At 45.1% G+C, this 15174-nt stretch carries 15 protein-coding genes; 5 read left to right on the forward strand and 10 right to left on the reverse strand.

Going from position 1 to position 15174, the window contains the following annotated elements; all coding sequences use genetic code 11:
• Positions 1–7 precede the first annotated feature (7 nt).
• The 3 genes from LSG34_RS03090 to LSG34_RS03100 all read right to left on the reverse strand — a co-directional run bounded on the left by LSG34_RS03090 (position 8) and on the right by LSG34_RS03100 (position 2566).
• Complete coding sequence (locus LSG34_RS03090; protein ID WP_233007336.1) at positions 8–427, reverse strand: CBS domain-containing protein; 420 nt, start codon at positions 425–427, stop codon at positions 8–10.
• A gap of 55 nt (positions 428–482) precedes the next feature.
• Positions 483–1508, reverse strand: a complete 1026-nt coding sequence (locus LSG34_RS03095; RefSeq protein WP_233007337.1) for an isoaspartyl peptidase/L-asparaginase family protein — start codon at positions 1506–1508, stop codon at positions 483–485.
• Positions 1509–1606: 98 nt separating this feature from the next.
• A complete protein-coding gene (locus LSG34_RS03100; RefSeq protein WP_233007338.1) occupies positions 1607–2566 on the reverse strand; it encodes an endonuclease in 960 nt (319 codons plus the stop codon).
• Between the two features lie 329 nt (positions 2567–2895).
• On the opposite strand from LSG34_RS03100, the gene LSG34_RS03105 reads away from it, so the two are divergent.
• Positions 2896–4527, forward strand: a complete 1632-nt coding sequence (locus LSG34_RS03105) for a response regulator (protein WP_269822749.1) — start codon at positions 2896–2898, stop codon at positions 4525–4527.
• A 31-nt stretch (positions 4528–4558) separates the two neighbouring features.
• On the opposite strand, the gene LSG34_RS03110 is transcribed toward LSG34_RS03105, so the two are convergent.
• Positions 4559–5053 carry a DUF1543 domain-containing protein gene (locus LSG34_RS03110; RefSeq protein WP_233007340.1) on the reverse strand — a complete coding sequence of 165 codons (495 nt, stop codon included), beginning with the start codon at positions 5051–5053 and terminating at the stop codon, positions 4559–4561.
• A 12-nt stretch (positions 5054–5065) separates the two neighbouring features.
• On the reverse strand, positions 5066–5662 hold the full coding sequence (locus LSG34_RS03115; RefSeq protein WP_233007341.1) for a nucleoside deaminase: 597 nt from the start codon (positions 5660–5662) through the stop codon (positions 5066–5068).
• A 238-nt stretch (positions 5663–5900) separates the two neighbouring features.
• Between LSG34_RS03115 and LSG34_RS03120 the strand changes: the two genes are divergently transcribed.
• The 3 genes from LSG34_RS03120 to LSG34_RS03130 all read left to right on the forward strand — a co-directional run bounded on the left by LSG34_RS03120 (position 5901) and on the right by LSG34_RS03130 (position 9671).
• Positions 5901–6770, forward strand: coding sequence for an SDR family NAD(P)-dependent oxidoreductase (locus LSG34_RS03120; protein WP_233007342.1), 870 nt, complete (start codon positions 5901–5903; stop codon positions 6768–6770).
• Between the two features lie 147 nt (positions 6771–6917).
• Entirely contained in the window at positions 6918–8378 is a 1461-nt protein-coding gene (gene sbcB, locus LSG34_RS03125; RefSeq protein WP_233007343.1) for an exodeoxyribonuclease I, read from the forward strand.
• A 276-nt stretch (positions 8379–8654) separates the two neighbouring features.
• A complete protein-coding gene (locus tag LSG34_RS03130; RefSeq protein WP_233007344.1) occupies positions 8655–9671 on the forward strand; it encodes a hypothetical protein in 1017 nt (338 codons plus the stop codon).
• A 127-nt stretch (positions 9672–9798) separates the two neighbouring features.
• On the opposite strand, the gene LSG34_RS03135 is transcribed toward LSG34_RS03130, so the two are convergent.
• The 4 genes from LSG34_RS03135 to LSG34_RS03150 all read right to left on the reverse strand — a co-directional run bounded on the left by LSG34_RS03135 (position 9799) and on the right by LSG34_RS03150 (position 12497).
• Complete coding sequence (locus LSG34_RS03135) at positions 9799–10293, reverse strand: hypothetical protein (RefSeq protein ID WP_233007345.1); 495 nt, start codon at positions 10291–10293, stop codon at positions 9799–9801.
• Between the two features lie 35 nt (positions 10294–10328).
• Positions 10329–11531 carry a hypothetical protein gene (locus LSG34_RS03140; protein ID WP_233007346.1) on the reverse strand — a complete coding sequence of 401 codons (1203 nt, stop codon included), beginning with the start codon at positions 11529–11531 and terminating at the stop codon, positions 10329–10331.
• An 81-nt stretch (positions 11532–11612) separates the two neighbouring features.
• Positions 11613–12197 carry a hypothetical protein gene (locus LSG34_RS03145; RefSeq protein WP_233007347.1) on the reverse strand — a complete coding sequence of 195 codons (585 nt, stop codon included), beginning with the start codon at positions 12195–12197 and terminating at the stop codon, positions 11613–11615.
• Between the two features lie 78 nt (positions 12198–12275).
• The gene (locus LSG34_RS03150; protein ID WP_233007348.1) at positions 12276–12497 is read right to left on the reverse strand and encodes a hypothetical protein; all 222 of its coding nucleotides are present in this window, start codon (positions 12495–12497) and stop codon (positions 12276–12278) included.
• Positions 12498–13101: 604 nt separating this feature from the next.
• Here LSG34_RS03150 and LSG34_RS03155 point away from each other — a divergent pair.
• Positions 13102–14124 carry an alpha/beta hydrolase gene (locus LSG34_RS03155; RefSeq protein WP_233007349.1) on the forward strand — a complete coding sequence of 341 codons (1023 nt, stop codon included), beginning with the start codon at positions 13102–13104 and terminating at the stop codon, positions 14122–14124.
• Positions 14125–14179: 55 nt separating this feature from the next.
• On the opposite strand, the gene LSG34_RS03160 is transcribed toward LSG34_RS03155, so the two are convergent.
• On the reverse strand, positions 14180–15112 hold the full coding sequence (locus LSG34_RS03160; protein ID WP_233007350.1) for a redoxin family protein: 933 nt from the start codon (positions 15110–15112) through the stop codon (positions 14180–14182).
• Positions 15113–15174: the final 62 nt, after the last annotated feature.

Consider the following 15174-nt stretch of genomic DNA (forward strand, 5'->3'; position numbering starts at 1 on the left):
AAATCGATTAACTCACAGCTTTATAATGGGAGTGCAGTTCTAAGTCTATAGCCCTTAGCACATCAGTTCTGCTAATCACGCCAAGCAGATAACCATCGTCATCCACCACAGGATAAACCTTAGGTTTGGACATCAGCATGGTTTGAGCTAAATCCACTATGCCGTGGTACGACTTCACCGTCAGCACTTCGGTACGCATCACGTCTTTGACTGATGCAGATTGCTGTAAATGGTAAGTGCATGACAACATTCTGGACAGACAATCCTGCTCAGACACAAAGCCTATTACCTTTTTCTCTTTATTGATCACAGGCCCGCCAAGTTGTTCGGCGAGGATCAGTTTATTCACCGCTTCTTCGACAGACATCTCTTCGGTAAAGGTCACAGGGTGACGATTCATATGATCGGATATTTTTAATAAGTCCATAAGCCCCTCAAAAGTGTCGTATTTTCACAACACCTTAAGCTTAGACCAGCGTGAGCTATTTGGTCGGACTGTCTTTAAAAATTTCAGTCACTGCAGCTTCACCTTCGGATCGTTTTGCTCTGTACATACCTTCGGTATTAAAGCTCCAGCCTACTTTGCCTTTGTGATCAATCAGGATCACACCGCCAGTACCACCGACTTTGGCCAGTTCCTGCTGAATAACTTGATCGGCAGCTTTGTCAGCGCTGATACCCTGATATTTCACCCGGGCGCAGATATCTGAGGCAACACGGTAACGGATAAAAAACTCACCATGACCAGTAGCCGACACAGCACAACTGGCATTATCAGCAAAGTTACCGGCTCCAATAATAGGTGCATCACCAATACGGCCATAACGTTTTGCTGTCATACCGCCAGTAGAGGTCGCTGCTGTTAATAAACCACTGCGATCCATAGCCACAGCGCCAACAGTGCCCATATTCCACTCTGGTAACCATGGTGCTTCTAAGCGGTAGTTTTGTGCCTGATGTGGCACTTTTTGTATACTTTGTTTGGCTTTTTTTAAAGCCTCATAGCGAAACTCTGTATCAAAATAGGAGTTTTCAACCAGCTCCAGCCCCTGCTCTTTGGCAAATTGTTCAGCACCAGCACCCGAGAGCATCACATGCTCAGATTTTTCCATCACAGCGCGGGCTAATAACACAGGGTTTTTCACGTGAGTTAAACCAGAAGCTGCACCCGCCATCAGGTTATCCCCCCGCATGATGGAGGCATCCAGTTCGTGACCTTCGTCGTAGGTATAGACAGCGCCTTTACCAGCGTTAAAAAGCGGAGAGTCTTCCATAATCAGCACAGCTGCTGTGACCGCATCCACACTGCTGCCACCTTTTTCCAGCACCGCATAACCGGTATCTACTGCATGTTTTAATGTGGCGTGGTAGGCCTGCTCCTGAGCATCTGTCATCTGGCTTTTATTGATGGTACCGGCACCACCGTGTATAACGATAGCTATAGGTTGTTTGGCAAAAGCCAGAGCAGAAAAGCAGCTTAAAGCTAAAAAAGACATGGTGCGGCGCATAACAAATACCCTGATTATTTTAGTTGTTGCATCAGGTTGTACCGCGAACTGTGGCAAAGACGCAAGTCGCGCTGCGTTAATCCGTTAAGAATAAAGGTTTAATCTTCAGCGCCTATCGAGGCTTCAGCACTGCAATTTCCTGCCCGTTTAAAACCAGCATTCAGCGCCTGCTGCTCTGTGTCAAACCATTGCTGATTGCGCTCTGACACCTGGCGATAACCACTGCAATGACTTAAGTGATACAGCTTACTGCGTTTATTACCAAGCACCTGGCCCGAGGCTTGCGCCGTTGAAGGTAATGCGGATACTGCCGCTGTTTGTGTAGTTTGTTTTGCTTTAGTCAAACCAAAGCCCGATAGCTTGTAATTCAGCTGCCAAACCTTTTTGCCTGTAACAAAGTCATTGGCATGGCCCATTTGCTGCGCAATACGTTGTTGCAATTTACGTTCTGTCTCATCTACAGGATCTTGCTGATGCCAGGCCATAAAAAGCTGCTGCTGAGCTTTAGCTAAAGGCAGCTGATATTTATCCGCCATATAAAAATGAATACGGGCTATATCACCGCGAATTTCAGCGCGAGGTTCCACCAAACGGCTTTTAAAATCGACCTTCACTTCACAAGAACCATACTGTGAAGCCTGCGCTGGCAGCATGCCAAACCGGTAATGTGCTCTGTCGCCATTCACTTCACCTATAGCGGGTTTGAGGTTAAATAAATCGGCCTCCATTTGCTTAAACAAGACGTCTGTTTTACCGCATTGTTCACGGCCACCCTTTTTCCAGCAGGCTAAAGGCGAGCCAAATTGCTGGGCAGGCATCACATGTTCCCATTCAATCCGGTTGGCGCGAGGGCCATTTTTACGGATTTGATAACCGCAGCCTTTTAAATCAGGAATACCTTTGCCTGCCTGCCAACGAATAGCGCAGCCACAATAAAATTCCTGCTTTTCAGGAGCGTAAATACGACTGGCTATTGTTTTTGCAGAGTCAAAATTGGCAGGTGCTGCAGTAACGGCGAAAACAACAAAAAAAGCGAACGAGAATATGAATCTAAACAAAGCGATACAACCTTAAACTGCCTGCGGAACGCTTTTATTATGCCATAAGTCTGAACACAGCAAATAAGGCATTTAAGTTCCTATTTAGCTGACACGCAAAGCGCAATAACGCCCATTATTAAGAAGTCTAAAAACAAGGAACAGCTGGGCTTTAGTCCTAACATTCTGACTTATCAGCGCTTTATCTTTACTTTAACCCGAAAGCCGCATTAGCCACTATTAACAAATAGAAAACATCCTTTACAAAACCAATTTGACTATTTAGTATGCGAAAAATAATTTCGTCGCAATAAATCAACAGTTAAACGCAGAATAAGAGTTAAGCCGGTATGGACCAGTCATTTTTTCGTTGTAAAAAAGTCTTGGTCATTGATGACTGTGCGCCCGTCCGGGCCACCGTAAAAGGAATGTTACAGCAAATGGGGTTTGAGGCTATTCACCTGGCCAAAGACTCAGGCGAAGCTATGCAAAAATGCATAGAAATGCCGTTCGATTTTATCTTATGTGACTTCAATCTCGGCGACTGTAAAGACGGTTATCAGTTATTTGAAGCGCTGAAAAAGCAGCAACTACTGGCCCCACTCTGCTGCTTTATTGTGATAAGCGCCGAAGCACAAAGCCAAATAGTACACGGTGTCATTGAGTTACAGCCTGACGATTACCTGCTAAAACCTTTTACCGCTCCTGCATTGGAAGAACGTATCTGCAGAGCCATCCGGCACCGCATAGAACTGCGCAAAGTATTTTTCCGTTTGTTTGAACACGATTATGCAGAAGCTTCACGTGAGTGTGATTTAGTGATCCGCACTAAACCTGATTACGCACTGCAAGCCATGCGATTAAAAGGCGAACTACTGCTGAAATTAGGCCAATACGACAAAGCCGAAGTGTTTTATCAAAAAGTGTTGCAGCAAAAAGCCTACAGCTGGGCTCGTTTGGGCCATGCCTTAAGTTGTTTTTATCTGGAGCGCTGGGAAGATACCGAACTTGAGCTGGTGGATCTGACACAATTTGGCGATACCAAAGTGGAAGCTCTGGACTGGTTATCGCGTTTATATGTGCGTCACGGTCGTTATCAACTGGCCTTTGAAACCTTAAGCAAAGCAGCCACCTTATCGCCAAAAAATATCAGTCGGCAAAAAACTCTGAGTAATTTATGCGCCATGTTGGGCCACACAGAGGTTGCGGCCCGTATTGCCGGAAAAATAGTTCAGGGTGCCCGCCACTCCATTGACGATACAGCAGACAACTATCTGAACCATGCTCGCGCTTTGGTGGATCAGGCCAAAAGTGCTAATTTGCTGGAAAAAGCAGTGATACTGCAAAATGCAGCCAAACTACTGGATGCTTTACATAAACGTTTTAACATCGATGCGCTTAAACGTGAAACAGTGATCATACGCAGTCGCATGAGTACCTGCCGTAACGCCATTAAAGAAGGCCGTGAATTGATGCAGCACATTCAGGATTTACCCCTGGATGACCTGAGTATCGATAGCTGCATGGACGCCGCCAAAGCTTATTTTGAACTGGGCGATTTGTACTCCAGCCAGCTGTGCATCGACCGTTTAAAAACCATGTTGTATGACGATGATTTCCTTACAGAAACCCAACGTATTATGTTGCAGCTGGAACAAAACAAACACGAGAGCTTAAAACAGCAGATCAAACAAATTAACACCGAAGCCACGGACGCCTATCGCATGGGTCAGTTTGGCCGCGCCGTGTCGTTGTTTTGCGAAACCTTCGACTATATGCCGACCAATCCGGTGATAGCGCTGAATTTACTGCAAGCCATGAGCAAAAGCGCAGGCGTCACAGGCGAAACCATTCACTATGCCCGTAATGCCGCTCGTGTGCTTCGGCAAAACAAGCTGGAAAAAACTGAGCAGGAACGCTTTGAAAAATACGTGCTAACCCTAAAGAAAACTCAGCCAGGTTTAGCTCAGGTTCAGTTGTAACGGGTCAGAGCTTTGGCTCTGACCTTTATTTTTAACCTAAAATAATATAATCCGACTGATGCACTGTTTCTTTGTGCTGGCCTTGAGTCAAACGCACATAACGACCACCGATCTGATCAATAGCAATGCAGTCATCCACATCCACTACTGCATCGGTATGAGGTTTATCCCAGCTTTTCGGCAAGTAGGTTTTACCCTTTTGTTTGGCTTCAGCTTTATCTTTGGCGGTCACCAACAGGTAATGGTGATCTTCACCAAAAGCGCCTGGAGTATAGCCACCTAAGTTGATGAAAAATAATCGCAATTCATCTGCTGCAGGTGCTTGCTCAGAAAAACGCACCTGATAGCCTTCTACTCCATCCACCTGCATCCAGGAATCAATATGCATACCGGCCATAGTGCCAAACCACTGCTGACGTAACTCTGGGTAGCAATCTTCAATACTGTTGCCCGTGACAAATACCACATCGTGCACTTCAATTTTCGCTTTTGGGTGTTTACCGCCCAGCATCACAACAAATAGCATGACGATTTCCTGTTAATCCCTGCCGTTATAAATCCGGCCGCCAGAGTTTTTGTAATAATCCAGCACAGCTTTAGCATCAGAGCGTTTAAACTGACGCACCACTTCCATACCTGCATTCTCTAAATACTGATAAGACTGCTCAAACACCGGGCCTTCGTCAAAACCAATAGCACGTGCATCTTCTGCAGCACCGGCACAGACCATACGATTGACGCCGCTCCATAGCACAGCCCCCATACACATGGCACAAGGTTCACAGGAAGTAAATAACTCACGGCCAGTGTCTGTTGCCAAAGTAAAAGTACCCAAGGCTTTTTCGGCCATCATAATAGCCACAGTCTCACCATGTAAGGTGGAATTGGTTAAAGGCACCACACGGTTCACCCCTACGCCTAACAACTGGCCTGATGAGCGATCAAAAATAGCAGTACCAAAAGGCCCACCTGTACCACGCTCGACATTTTGTTTTGATAATTCAATAGCTAAGGCCATTTTCTCATCGTCTGTTGCATAAGTTTTTTGCCAGTCGACAAAAGCGGCCACCCAGTCTGGTAATTCCACAGTGACAGCACTGCCCGGCTGATGAATAAAACCAATACGCTCTTTCATGATTTTTCCTGTCGCGTGTAGCAAAAAATTGGGCCGACTTTTTACCTTTATATCAGCTGAGCTACAAGTAAAAAATCACAGAATGCTAAATTCTTGTGAAAAACCCGGACTCCCACCTCACATCTGCAGAAATAGGCAATAGTGCTCAACTTTCATTCTACCGCTCCAGTGCCAGTGGCTGCCAAGCTAAACCTATAGCGAATCACCGCTGGTATACACACTAAACAGGAGCAAGGTTATGTCTAGTCTGAATTTAAATTCAAAAGCTGAACTACAGGAAAAAGTCTGGTTTATCACGGGTGCAAACCGGGGTATAGGCGCTGAAATTGCGAAAGCTGCATTGGCTGCTGGGGACTCTGTCGTAGTCACAGGCCGCAATGTAGAGCAGCTCAGACAAAAATTTAATTATTCAGCCAAAGCTTTGGCTTTAGCTCTGGATGTAACAGACATAACTCAGGCCCTGGATGCAGTAGAAGCGACTATCAAACATTTTGGCCGTATTGATGTACTGGTGAATAACGCAGGTTATGGCCAATTAGGCGTATTTGAAGAAATTCCGCAAGCCGATGTGGAACGTCAGTTTGCCACTAATGTATTTGGTCTGATGAATGTCACCCGAGCTGTATTACCCCTGATGCGCGCGCAGCGCAGTGGCCGCATCTTCAACCTGTCCTCTATTGGCGGTGCCTTAGGTTTTGATGCTGCTTCTGTCTATTGCGCCACTAAGTTTGCGGTAGAGGGTTTTACTGAATCTTTGGCGCTTGAAGTGAAAGGCCTGGGCATAGAAGTGAATATTGTTGAGCCAGGTTTCTTTCGCACTGACTTTCTCGACAGCAGTTCAGTGCAGTATGGCACTGAAAAAGTAGCAGATTATCAGGACTACTCCACTGCGCTGGAACAAGCTTACAGTAAAGTCAGCCATCAACAGGCTGGCGATCCGGCCAAACTGGGTCAAGTGCTGGTACAACTGGCAAAGAATAACATCCTGCCGCTGCGATATGCCGCAGGGTCTGACGCTATAGACTATCTAACGACAGCCTATCAACGCCGCTTGCAGGAGTTGAACGACTATAAAGCCTTATCTATGTCGACAGATCTAGAGGCTTAACCCAGGCGGACCATGCCTTTTTGCATGGTCCTTTTATTAACGAAGCCCCGGCAGTTTTTTTAAAAAGCCAGATCCCACAATCGACGCCTATTCCAGCCAGTGCTACACTGCCCGCTCTTTGTTTTAGCATTTATGGATGCCACTGATTTGAGCCAACCATCGACACCACTGGCACCACCACAGGCCAGCTTTTATTTTTACGATTATGAAACCTGGGGGGCGGATCCAAAAAAAGACCGCCCGGCCCAGTTTGGTGGTATTCGTACAGATTTGGATTTAAACCCTATTGGCGAACCCGATATGTGGTATTGCCAGTTGGCGAACGATTATTTGCCTCATCCGGTAGCCGCTTTAATCACAGGCCTGACGCCACAGCTCTGTAATCAAAAAGGTTTACCTGAAACCGAGTTCTGTCGTCGTATTTTGGAGCGTTTCAGCCAGCCGAATACCTGTGTGCTTGGGTACAACAGCTTACGTTTTGATGATGAAGTCACGCGTTACAGCCTGTACCGTAACTTCTACGAGCCTTATGGCCGCGAATGGCAACAAGGCAACAGCAGATGGGATTTAATCGACATAGTGCGAGCCTGTTATGCGCTGCGCCCTGAAGGCATCGTCTGGCCAGAAAAAGCCGATGGCAGCCCAAGCTTTAAATTAGAAGATTTAACCAAAGCCAATGGTTTATCACACCAACGTGCACACGATGCTTTGTCTGACGTGTACGCCACTATCGCCATTGCCAAACTGGTGAAAGAAAAACAACCGAAGTTATTTCAGTACCTGCTGGATTTACGTAAAAAAACTGAAGTGAGTAAGTTGTTTGATTTAGTGAATTTAACGCCGCTGGTGCATGTGTCCGGCCGCTTCCCCGCTATTCAGGGTTGTGTCAGTTGGATAGTGCCTTTAGCGCCGCATCCAACTAATAAAAACGCCGTGATTTGCTACAACCTGCAAGCCGACCCAACACCTTTGCTGGAGCTGGATTTAGCTTCATTACAGCAACTTTTGTATACCAAAACCGCAGATTTGGACGAAGACCAGGAAAGGCTTGGCTTAAAGCTTATTCATATCAATAAGTGCCCTGTGTTATCCCCTGCTAAAACTTTATCAGAGCAACGTGCCGCCGACTTGGGCATAGACAGAGCCGCTTGCCTTAAGCATCTGGATTGGCTACGACAAAACCGCTCTGCTATTCAGCCCAAGGTGATGGAACTGTATCAGTTGCCGACAGACTATAGTGTGGAGACTAATCCGGATTATCAGCTTTATAACGGTTTTGTCTCCAACGAAGATAAACAGCGTATGGAACAGCTGCATTTGATGAGCGCCGATCAACTGGCCTCCAACCCTGTGCTTTTTAGTGAAGACCGACTAAACCAACTGCTGTTTTTATACCGTGCCCGCAACTACCCACAAAGCCTGACCGATCAGGAGCAACAACGCTGGCAACGATATCGCAGCGACAAGCTAACGCATGGCCTGGATAAACCTAATTTAACTTTTGAAGAATTTGGTTTAACGCTGGAGAATCTGGCGCATGAAGCAGGCGATGACGTAAAAAAAATGAATATCCTCAAGGCGTTGTTTCAGTACGCTCAGAGTTTATAAGCTCTGAGCCGTAGGGGCGGGTCTTGCACCCGCCCGTCTAATGATACCGCGGTTCCCATTGACGGGCCGGGCCAAGCCACGGCCCCTACAACCTGCCCTTCTATCCCATTAAATCTGCATTGCCCGAAATAGGGTAGCCAACAAAGCCGCTGCGTCGAACACAACAGTTACAGTTTTTTTGTTCAGCTGCCAGTCAGCTCTCTATGTTTAACAGCCCACTTCTGCTAGCCTGCGCACAGTAATTAACCAATGCTGTTTTTGGGTGCGGAGCCTGTCATGAAGTTGTGGTCAAAAATCAAAGTGATGTTGTGTAGTTTGTTATTAACCGGCTGTTTCGCGCCGGCTTTATTAATGACGTCACAAGCCCAACTTCTTGGCGAGTTGTTTCGTCCTCTGGTGGGTTTTAACCCGCTGGATGTAAACCTGTTTGAGAACCCGCTGATCCGCGACCCTATGGTGGCGTTAATGGGGGAAGAAAAGTACCGCACCGCCGTCACCTTGTTAAATACTGCCACCGCTATTCAGCAACAAGGCCCGCTGTTTTTTGTCGTATCCGAACACTCTCCTCTGCCTCATCTGGCCGAAATAGCAGGTTTTGTCTGGAACAAAGAACATAACCAAATGGCTATTTTGCTGGTGTCCGGTGGCAAAACCGAAATATTTAATCAGGTGGTTGAAGGAGCTGCAGGCAAAATAGCCCCCAGCTGGCCAAAAGAGCTGGTGGAATACACCAGCCCTGAAAAGTTAAAACAAAAAGCGGTAGCGGCCGCAGCAGGCCACATTGGTCAGGGTTTAGGCTTATCCGAACAGCAACAAGGCTTGATGGAAACAGGTTTATCCGGTGGCTCGGTACAAAACGCGCTGGAGGAGAACTTAAAACAACAAGCCATGGATCCGGTCGAAGAAATTAAGCAAAAGGTAGAAGCAGGCAAAGCCGATTTATTAAATCAGCCAAAACAACGTTTTACCGAAATGACTCAGGAAGCCATGCTGACTGAAGACGATATGTTTAAGCAATTTACCGGCAAATCGGCAGAAGAATTAAAAGCAGCGAAAAAATACGCTGAAGAGGCCAAAGCTCGGGCCGATGCCAATCAAAAGAAACCTTTCACCACCATCAAAGACAAAGCAACTTTAGAAAAAGAAGCCAAGCAGTGGGCCAAAGATAAAGCCAATAAAAAAGTAGACGAAACCCGCGCCCCGGCTGACGATTTATTGAATGAACTGACCGAAGAAGTAAAACAAAAGACCACCCCGCCAGTGCCCGAGAAGAAAAAGGATGGTGGGGAGTAAAATCAAGTCAGCCATCTGCGCGTAGAGAGCGCAATATACTGATACTAAGTGGCGGCAAAGAGCATGATGCGTACTTTAACGATAACAGTGGACAAAGTGAGTGTTTTGAGCAGATTGTTAGATATGCTCACTTACTTAGCCAGCCCAACAAGGCACCTAAGGCCACACCCAGTAGGCTGAATAAAGGCGATGAAAGCCAGCGATATTCTCTGTTTTGTTCTATGGCTCGCGTGTGCAGGTTTATGGCTGTGTTGATTAAAACTGATATGTCGGAGCTGTTTAGTGGAGCTCTGGATATACGAGCACGCTCTTCATCGCTCAAAGCCTGATATTCGGCAAGTGATAGCTCTCTCTGTTGGTCCACTGAGTACCGCCTCCGGTAACTTCTTCGCCAAGCTAAGGATGCTTTCACTCCTGCGGTATCTAGCCTGAAGAACTCTGGGTGTTCTAGAAAAACTTTCTTCCAATGCTCGGCTTTGCTTTTGTCTCCGCTGATTCGCGTAGCCCACCCTTCAAAATCCAATTTGTAATAGTCGTAGCTCCCCATAACCTGGATAGCTGCAATTACATCGCCTAGGCGATTGTCGCCATAGAGATACGGTGATTTTATTTGGACAGCCATGCGGAGATCCTCTTGTAGTACATCTAACGCCGTATTCAGCGGCTTGTCCGCTGCAATGCTTTGTTAGCAACTGATGACCAAAGAGCGCCCAGTAATTCAGACGACCACTTGAAAATGTACAAATCATCATCAAGTGCTCTAAGCGCCATGTCTTTAATACAAGTGTCTTCTCTAAAGTACCTTTCCTTACACAATTTTGAGAAGTCGGAACAATCTTGAATTTCAACCAACTCTCCGTCTTTGAAGTAATCTTCGAACTCACCATCCATTACAGAAACACATGATGGTGGGGATAAAACATCCTCTTCCGATAGCGACTTAAATTCCAAAAGATACCTTTTTGCTTTTTCGAAGTATGCGGTGTCGTTGGTGGCGGCGCTAAGATGGAGCAAGTAGATTGCGGAGTTCAAACCACCCCAACAAACACCTACTTTATCGAGTGTTTCGTCAAGCACGTTAATAAACTCTAAACACAAATCTTCATCGAGAGAAGACCAATGCCTAGATTCATTAATATTTTCACTTAAGCCACATAACAGCGCAGTTATAATAGGGACTGCCCATTGACTACCAAGATATGATTCGAAGGTTGTATTCTCAAAGTCCGCTTCAGAATCTTTTGAGATCAACTCAACTAACTGGGGAAACATCGTAATATCATTTCGACTAATTTTAACGAATGAAGATATTACATTTATCTTCGATAATTCAAGTGATGCTGCGTGCATAAGAAGCTTAGGATGTTCTACTTTATGCAACCATAGATCTGTGATTAACAATTGATACAATGAAATATAATCAATATCATTTCTAACCCTAGCGTGTTGACTAAGAACATCTTTAATAAGGTCGTTAGCTGAATCAGTCCCGACAAGATAAATTCTATAGTTGTTTTTACCGTACTGTGACTCTAGATTTCTTGGGCGACTAGAATTACCACCACCTTGAGCTACAACATGAAAGAAAAATAGTGGCTTTTCAAATGCTCTATTCTCTTGGGCATACACTTTCAAGGGGTTGTTGGTCATTCCATTGGTAGCTTTACTTTCTACCTCGAATATGAAAAGTGGAAAACGGTTACCTTTCTGTGCAAACCAAGCGACATCAACAGCTGGGGATTCACCATATGTAGGCTCATCTACAGGGAACTCTTTTTCTACATGATAACCAAGAACTGAGCCTAATTGAGCTATTCCTTGAATTAGCTGCTTTCCTGCTGGAAGTTTATGATCTGCCATCTCGAGACTAGGTTCCTAAATTGTGTAGCGAAGCGAAACCGAGCCAAGATTTAGCAGTCCCACTTGAATGGCTTGTTAGAACTACTTTATACATTGCGCTCTTTCCTCATACAAATTAAGTAATTGTAAGTTTAATTGTTGTGAGTATATTCGCTGCTGTTCAGCTTTAAGTAAATCACCAGCCACTTCATCTTCGTTCTTTTTATAGTGCGCACCATATTTTGAAACTAACTGACCAATCCCGCCTTCAACACCTTCCTGTAACTTAAGCAGTGAATCAATGTTTTTAGAGTTATCTGTGCAAATTTTCGAAGTGGCCTTTTCATGAGAAGTAATTAACATATCATATTTCGCTCCAAGCTCTTTGAATGCAAACTTACAAGACTCTAAGCCATCAATAACATATGAATGCACCTTTTCAGAAACATAACTTTTAGCTACTTCCTCCCTAAAATCTTTGTATTCATTTGCAATAATGGAGTACTTTTCGAGTGAAACAAATTGCTTTTCAATTTCTGCTTTCGCTATATAAGATCCCTTAACTACAACCTCCGTATTAAAGAAATCTGATAGATATTTATATGCACCTAAACCAGCTGCAAAACCAAAAGTAATAAATAAAATTCCTAACGCGGTATTTTGCTTAAATTCGTTCCAAATTGACACCAAGTACTCCTTTGTAGTTCTAACGCTCAAAGCAGCTGCGCGATAAGCGTTAGATGCCTTTACTTGTTATAAACCACCTTACCCACTTACTGCCGCCGATGCTGAACCTACATCTTTTTTAAACAGCAATATGGACAGATAAATTACGCTAAAGATTGGAATAAGTGACAAAACAGCACCGAGTAAACCTGCAACCGCTGGCTTTTGCATTTTACGACGAGCTACGTAATAGCATAGTGCGCCCATGATCAGCGCGAAAATGATTACAAACTGGCCGTACAACGTGGCATCGATATTCAAATGAACTCTCCTTGTGGTTTATAACAATTTAATATAATGCGATCCGCCTGCAAGCCGAACATTTTTCTGCCTTCTTTTATATTTTTTACTCACACCAAGCTAACGCTTATGTACCTCTATTTCAACAAGTTTTTCTGAAATCAGTAAATTTGCGTCCGACAAAATCTATACAACCAGTGCGCTAGTTGTTCTTCAATTTACTCAAGCTCGATATCTGGAAATTTAATCAGTGGTTTGAACTAACAAAAGCCGGAATTATCGGAGATTTATCACACAGCGTATTTGTTCGATTTTGGCACCTTGTCAATGATAAGACTCAATTTTTCTAAGATAAACATGCGGGTCGGGGCAAGCCCGACCCCTACAGTATTTTTTATTTTAGTTGACGTAATCTGGCTCCTTTCAATCAGTCCCCCACCAAACGCGCTACCTATTGAACCTACACCTTTCACAATTTATTTATCCGCTTAACGTTTTTTCGCACAAAAGCCTGTTGTGCCGAATTGCCTTGGTATCGACCACAAATTCATGTTTTTATAAAAGTATTGGCTAACAAACCAACGCTTGGTGGTGCAAACCCCAGCAATACTAATCAGGAGTTTTTATGCGCAAGGGGCAAGTTGCTGTTTTTTATATCGTGTTTTTTATCGCTTCACTTTTTAGCCAGCAGGTGTTGGCACTCAATGAAGTGAAATTACATAAAGATATTGAGTGGGTGAAGGTGAAGGGCTTTTCGCTGACGACAGATATTTACAGCCCGCAAAAAGCGGCTAAGCCTTTGCCTGTGCTGGTGATTTTTCATGGTGGTGGCTGGCTGGTGAATAACAAAAGCATAATGAACGATATGGCGCTCTATATGGCAAGCCACGCCGATCTGGTGGTGGTCAATATCAACTACCGGCTGCTTGGCGATAATAACAACAGCACCACAGTCAACGAGATAGTGGAAGATGCTTTGGGTGCTGTGCTTTGGGTGAAAGATCATATTCAAAACTACGGCGGCGACCCGGCTAAAATTGCTGTGACAGGTGATAGCGCTGGTGGTCATTTAGCTTCTATGGTGATGCTGGCTGGCCGTTCTTTAGATTCAAAAGGTTTTACGCCACAAAGCCAGAAATTCACCCCAAGCTATTTGCCAAAAGACAAAACAGCCGAACAAGTTGCAGCTGCTGATGGCGCCAGAGTACAGGCGGTGATCCTGAGTTATACAGCTTTTGATTTATTACAAAGTGCAAAAGGCGGTTTTGAGACAGCACAAAACCCGTTCTGGAAATGGGGTAACGCCAGCCCGCGTGGCTTGTTTGGTGACGGTATTAGTGTTGATAGCCATGAGCAGTATTACAAAGCGGTGTCACCTCTGTATTTATTGCCGGAAGCTGGTTACAAACTGCCTCCTCAGTTTGTACTGGTCGGCAGCAAAGACGGCCTGACCACACCTGAAGTCGCAAGTGGTTATGTCAGTGTGCTCAAAGCAGCGGGACAGCAGGTGGAGTTCAAAATTTACGAAGGCAAAGGCCACGGTTTTCTCGATAGCGGCTGTAACGACTATACCAAAGGCTGCTTTAAAGACTTAGCCACGCCCACTTTGGATGACATGATTAAGTTTCTTGATTCTGTCTTTCACTAAATACTCAGCATAAGAGTGGCACCATAAAACAGTGCCACTCTTTACCAACACATAGTTACTGCAGCTGCTTTGCTATTTGCTGCGGATTTGAGAAATCGCTGATCTCAGCCACCTTTTTGCCATCTTTGATTTTCAGCAGCACAGGAATACTACGAACATTAAAGTGTTGAAACAACACGCCATAACTGTCGATCTGAAAGGGTACTTTCATCTGATACAAAGCGTTGAATTCAGCCAACGCTTTATCGTCTGTCCACAAATGGTTGACTACCCCACTCCAGTTTTTTTGTGGCAACAAAGCCGCCAACTGATTTAGGCCTGCCTGAGCATCCTTACATTGTTTTGCCATCTCTGGTCGGGATTCCGCCAAATACCAGTCGCACCAGGTGGCGGTGAAAAACACCAGCTGCTCACCGGTCTGATAATTGGCTAACAGCTTTTGTTGGGCTGCTGCAGTCATATCCGATGTGGCAGTTTCTGCTGGCAACTGTTGGCCTTGCGCCAGCCGACTAATAAAACCATCCAACACAGAGTCTGATTCATGCGAGCTATACAGCTTTTCGCCCTTCTGATTTAACAGCACCGAATAAGGTGTACCCACTAAGCCCAAAGCCAAAGCGAGCTGGCCTTGCTGATCCAGATAAATGGGCATACTCAGCTTAAAGCGCTGCTGCACTTTGCTGATTTCCTGGCGTTTTTCGTTGATATTGATATTTACCGCAACAAAATTCACTTTGTCACCATACTCTTGATATAGCTTTTCAAAATGCGGCATTTGCTCCATACAAGGCTGACACCAGCTGGCCCAGAACTTGATATAGGTGGGTTTAGTCTGATCCAGACTAGCTAAAGTAAAAGGCTGAAGGGTTGGAAATTGCTGCAACTGCACGGTTTTATAGTCGGGTAACTTTTTATCATCGGATTGGGCCCAACCGGAAAAAGCCAGACAAGCCAATACAGGCACGATGAAACGGACTAATTTAAGCATCAGAACTCTCCTTGAAAAGACTTTGCAAAGTCTGACAGTAGCAGCAGCTTTTGCCTTGTATA

The sequence above is a fragment of the Rheinheimera faecalis genome (assembly GCF_021290965.1).
GTDB lineage: Bacteria > Pseudomonadota > Gammaproteobacteria > Enterobacterales > Alteromonadaceae > Pararheinheimera > Pararheinheimera faecalis.

Bases quoted from the DNA above. Each gene is read 5' to 3' on its own strand.
- LSG34_RS03115 (WP_233007341.1), bottom strand. From the start codon at position 5,662: ATGAAAGAGCGTATTGGTTTTATTCATCAGCCGGGCAGTGCTGTCACT.
- LSG34_RS03105 (WP_269822749.1), top strand. From the start codon at position 2,896: ATGGACCAGTCATTTTTTCGTTGTAAAAAAGTCTTGGTCATTGATGAC.
- LSG34_RS03095 (WP_233007337.1), bottom strand. From the start codon at position 1,508: ATGCGCCGCACCATGTCTTTTTTAGCTTTAAGCTGCTTTTCTGCTCTG.
- LSG34_RS03120 (WP_233007342.1), top strand. From the start codon at position 5,901: ATGTCTAGTCTGAATTTAAATTCAAAAGCTGAACTACAGGAAAAAGTC.
- LSG34_RS03110 (WP_233007340.1), bottom strand. From the start codon at position 5,053: ATGCTATTTGTTGTGATGCTGGGCGGTAAACACCCAAAAGCGAAAATT.
- LSG34_RS03090 (WP_233007336.1), bottom strand. From the start codon at position 427: ATGGACTTATTAAAAATATCCGATCATATGAATCGTCACCCTGTGACC.
- LSG34_RS03160 (WP_233007350.1), bottom strand. From the start codon at position 15,112: ATGCTTAAATTAGTCCGTTTCATCGTGCCTGTATTGGCTTGTCTGGCT.
- LSG34_RS03140 (WP_233007346.1), bottom strand. From the start codon at position 11,531: ATGGCAGATCATAAACTTCCAGCAGGAAAGCAGCTAATTCAAGGAATA.
- LSG34_RS03155 (WP_233007349.1), top strand. From the start codon at position 13,102: ATGCGCAAGGGGCAAGTTGCTGTTTTTTATATCGTGTTTTTTATCGCT.
- LSG34_RS03130 (WP_233007344.1), top strand. From the start codon at position 8,655: ATGAAGTTGTGGTCAAAAATCAAAGTGATGTTGTGTAGTTTGTTATTA.
- LSG34_RS03135 (WP_233007345.1), bottom strand. From the start codon at position 10,293: ATGGCTGTCCAAATAAAATCACCGTATCTCTATGGCGACAATCGCCTA.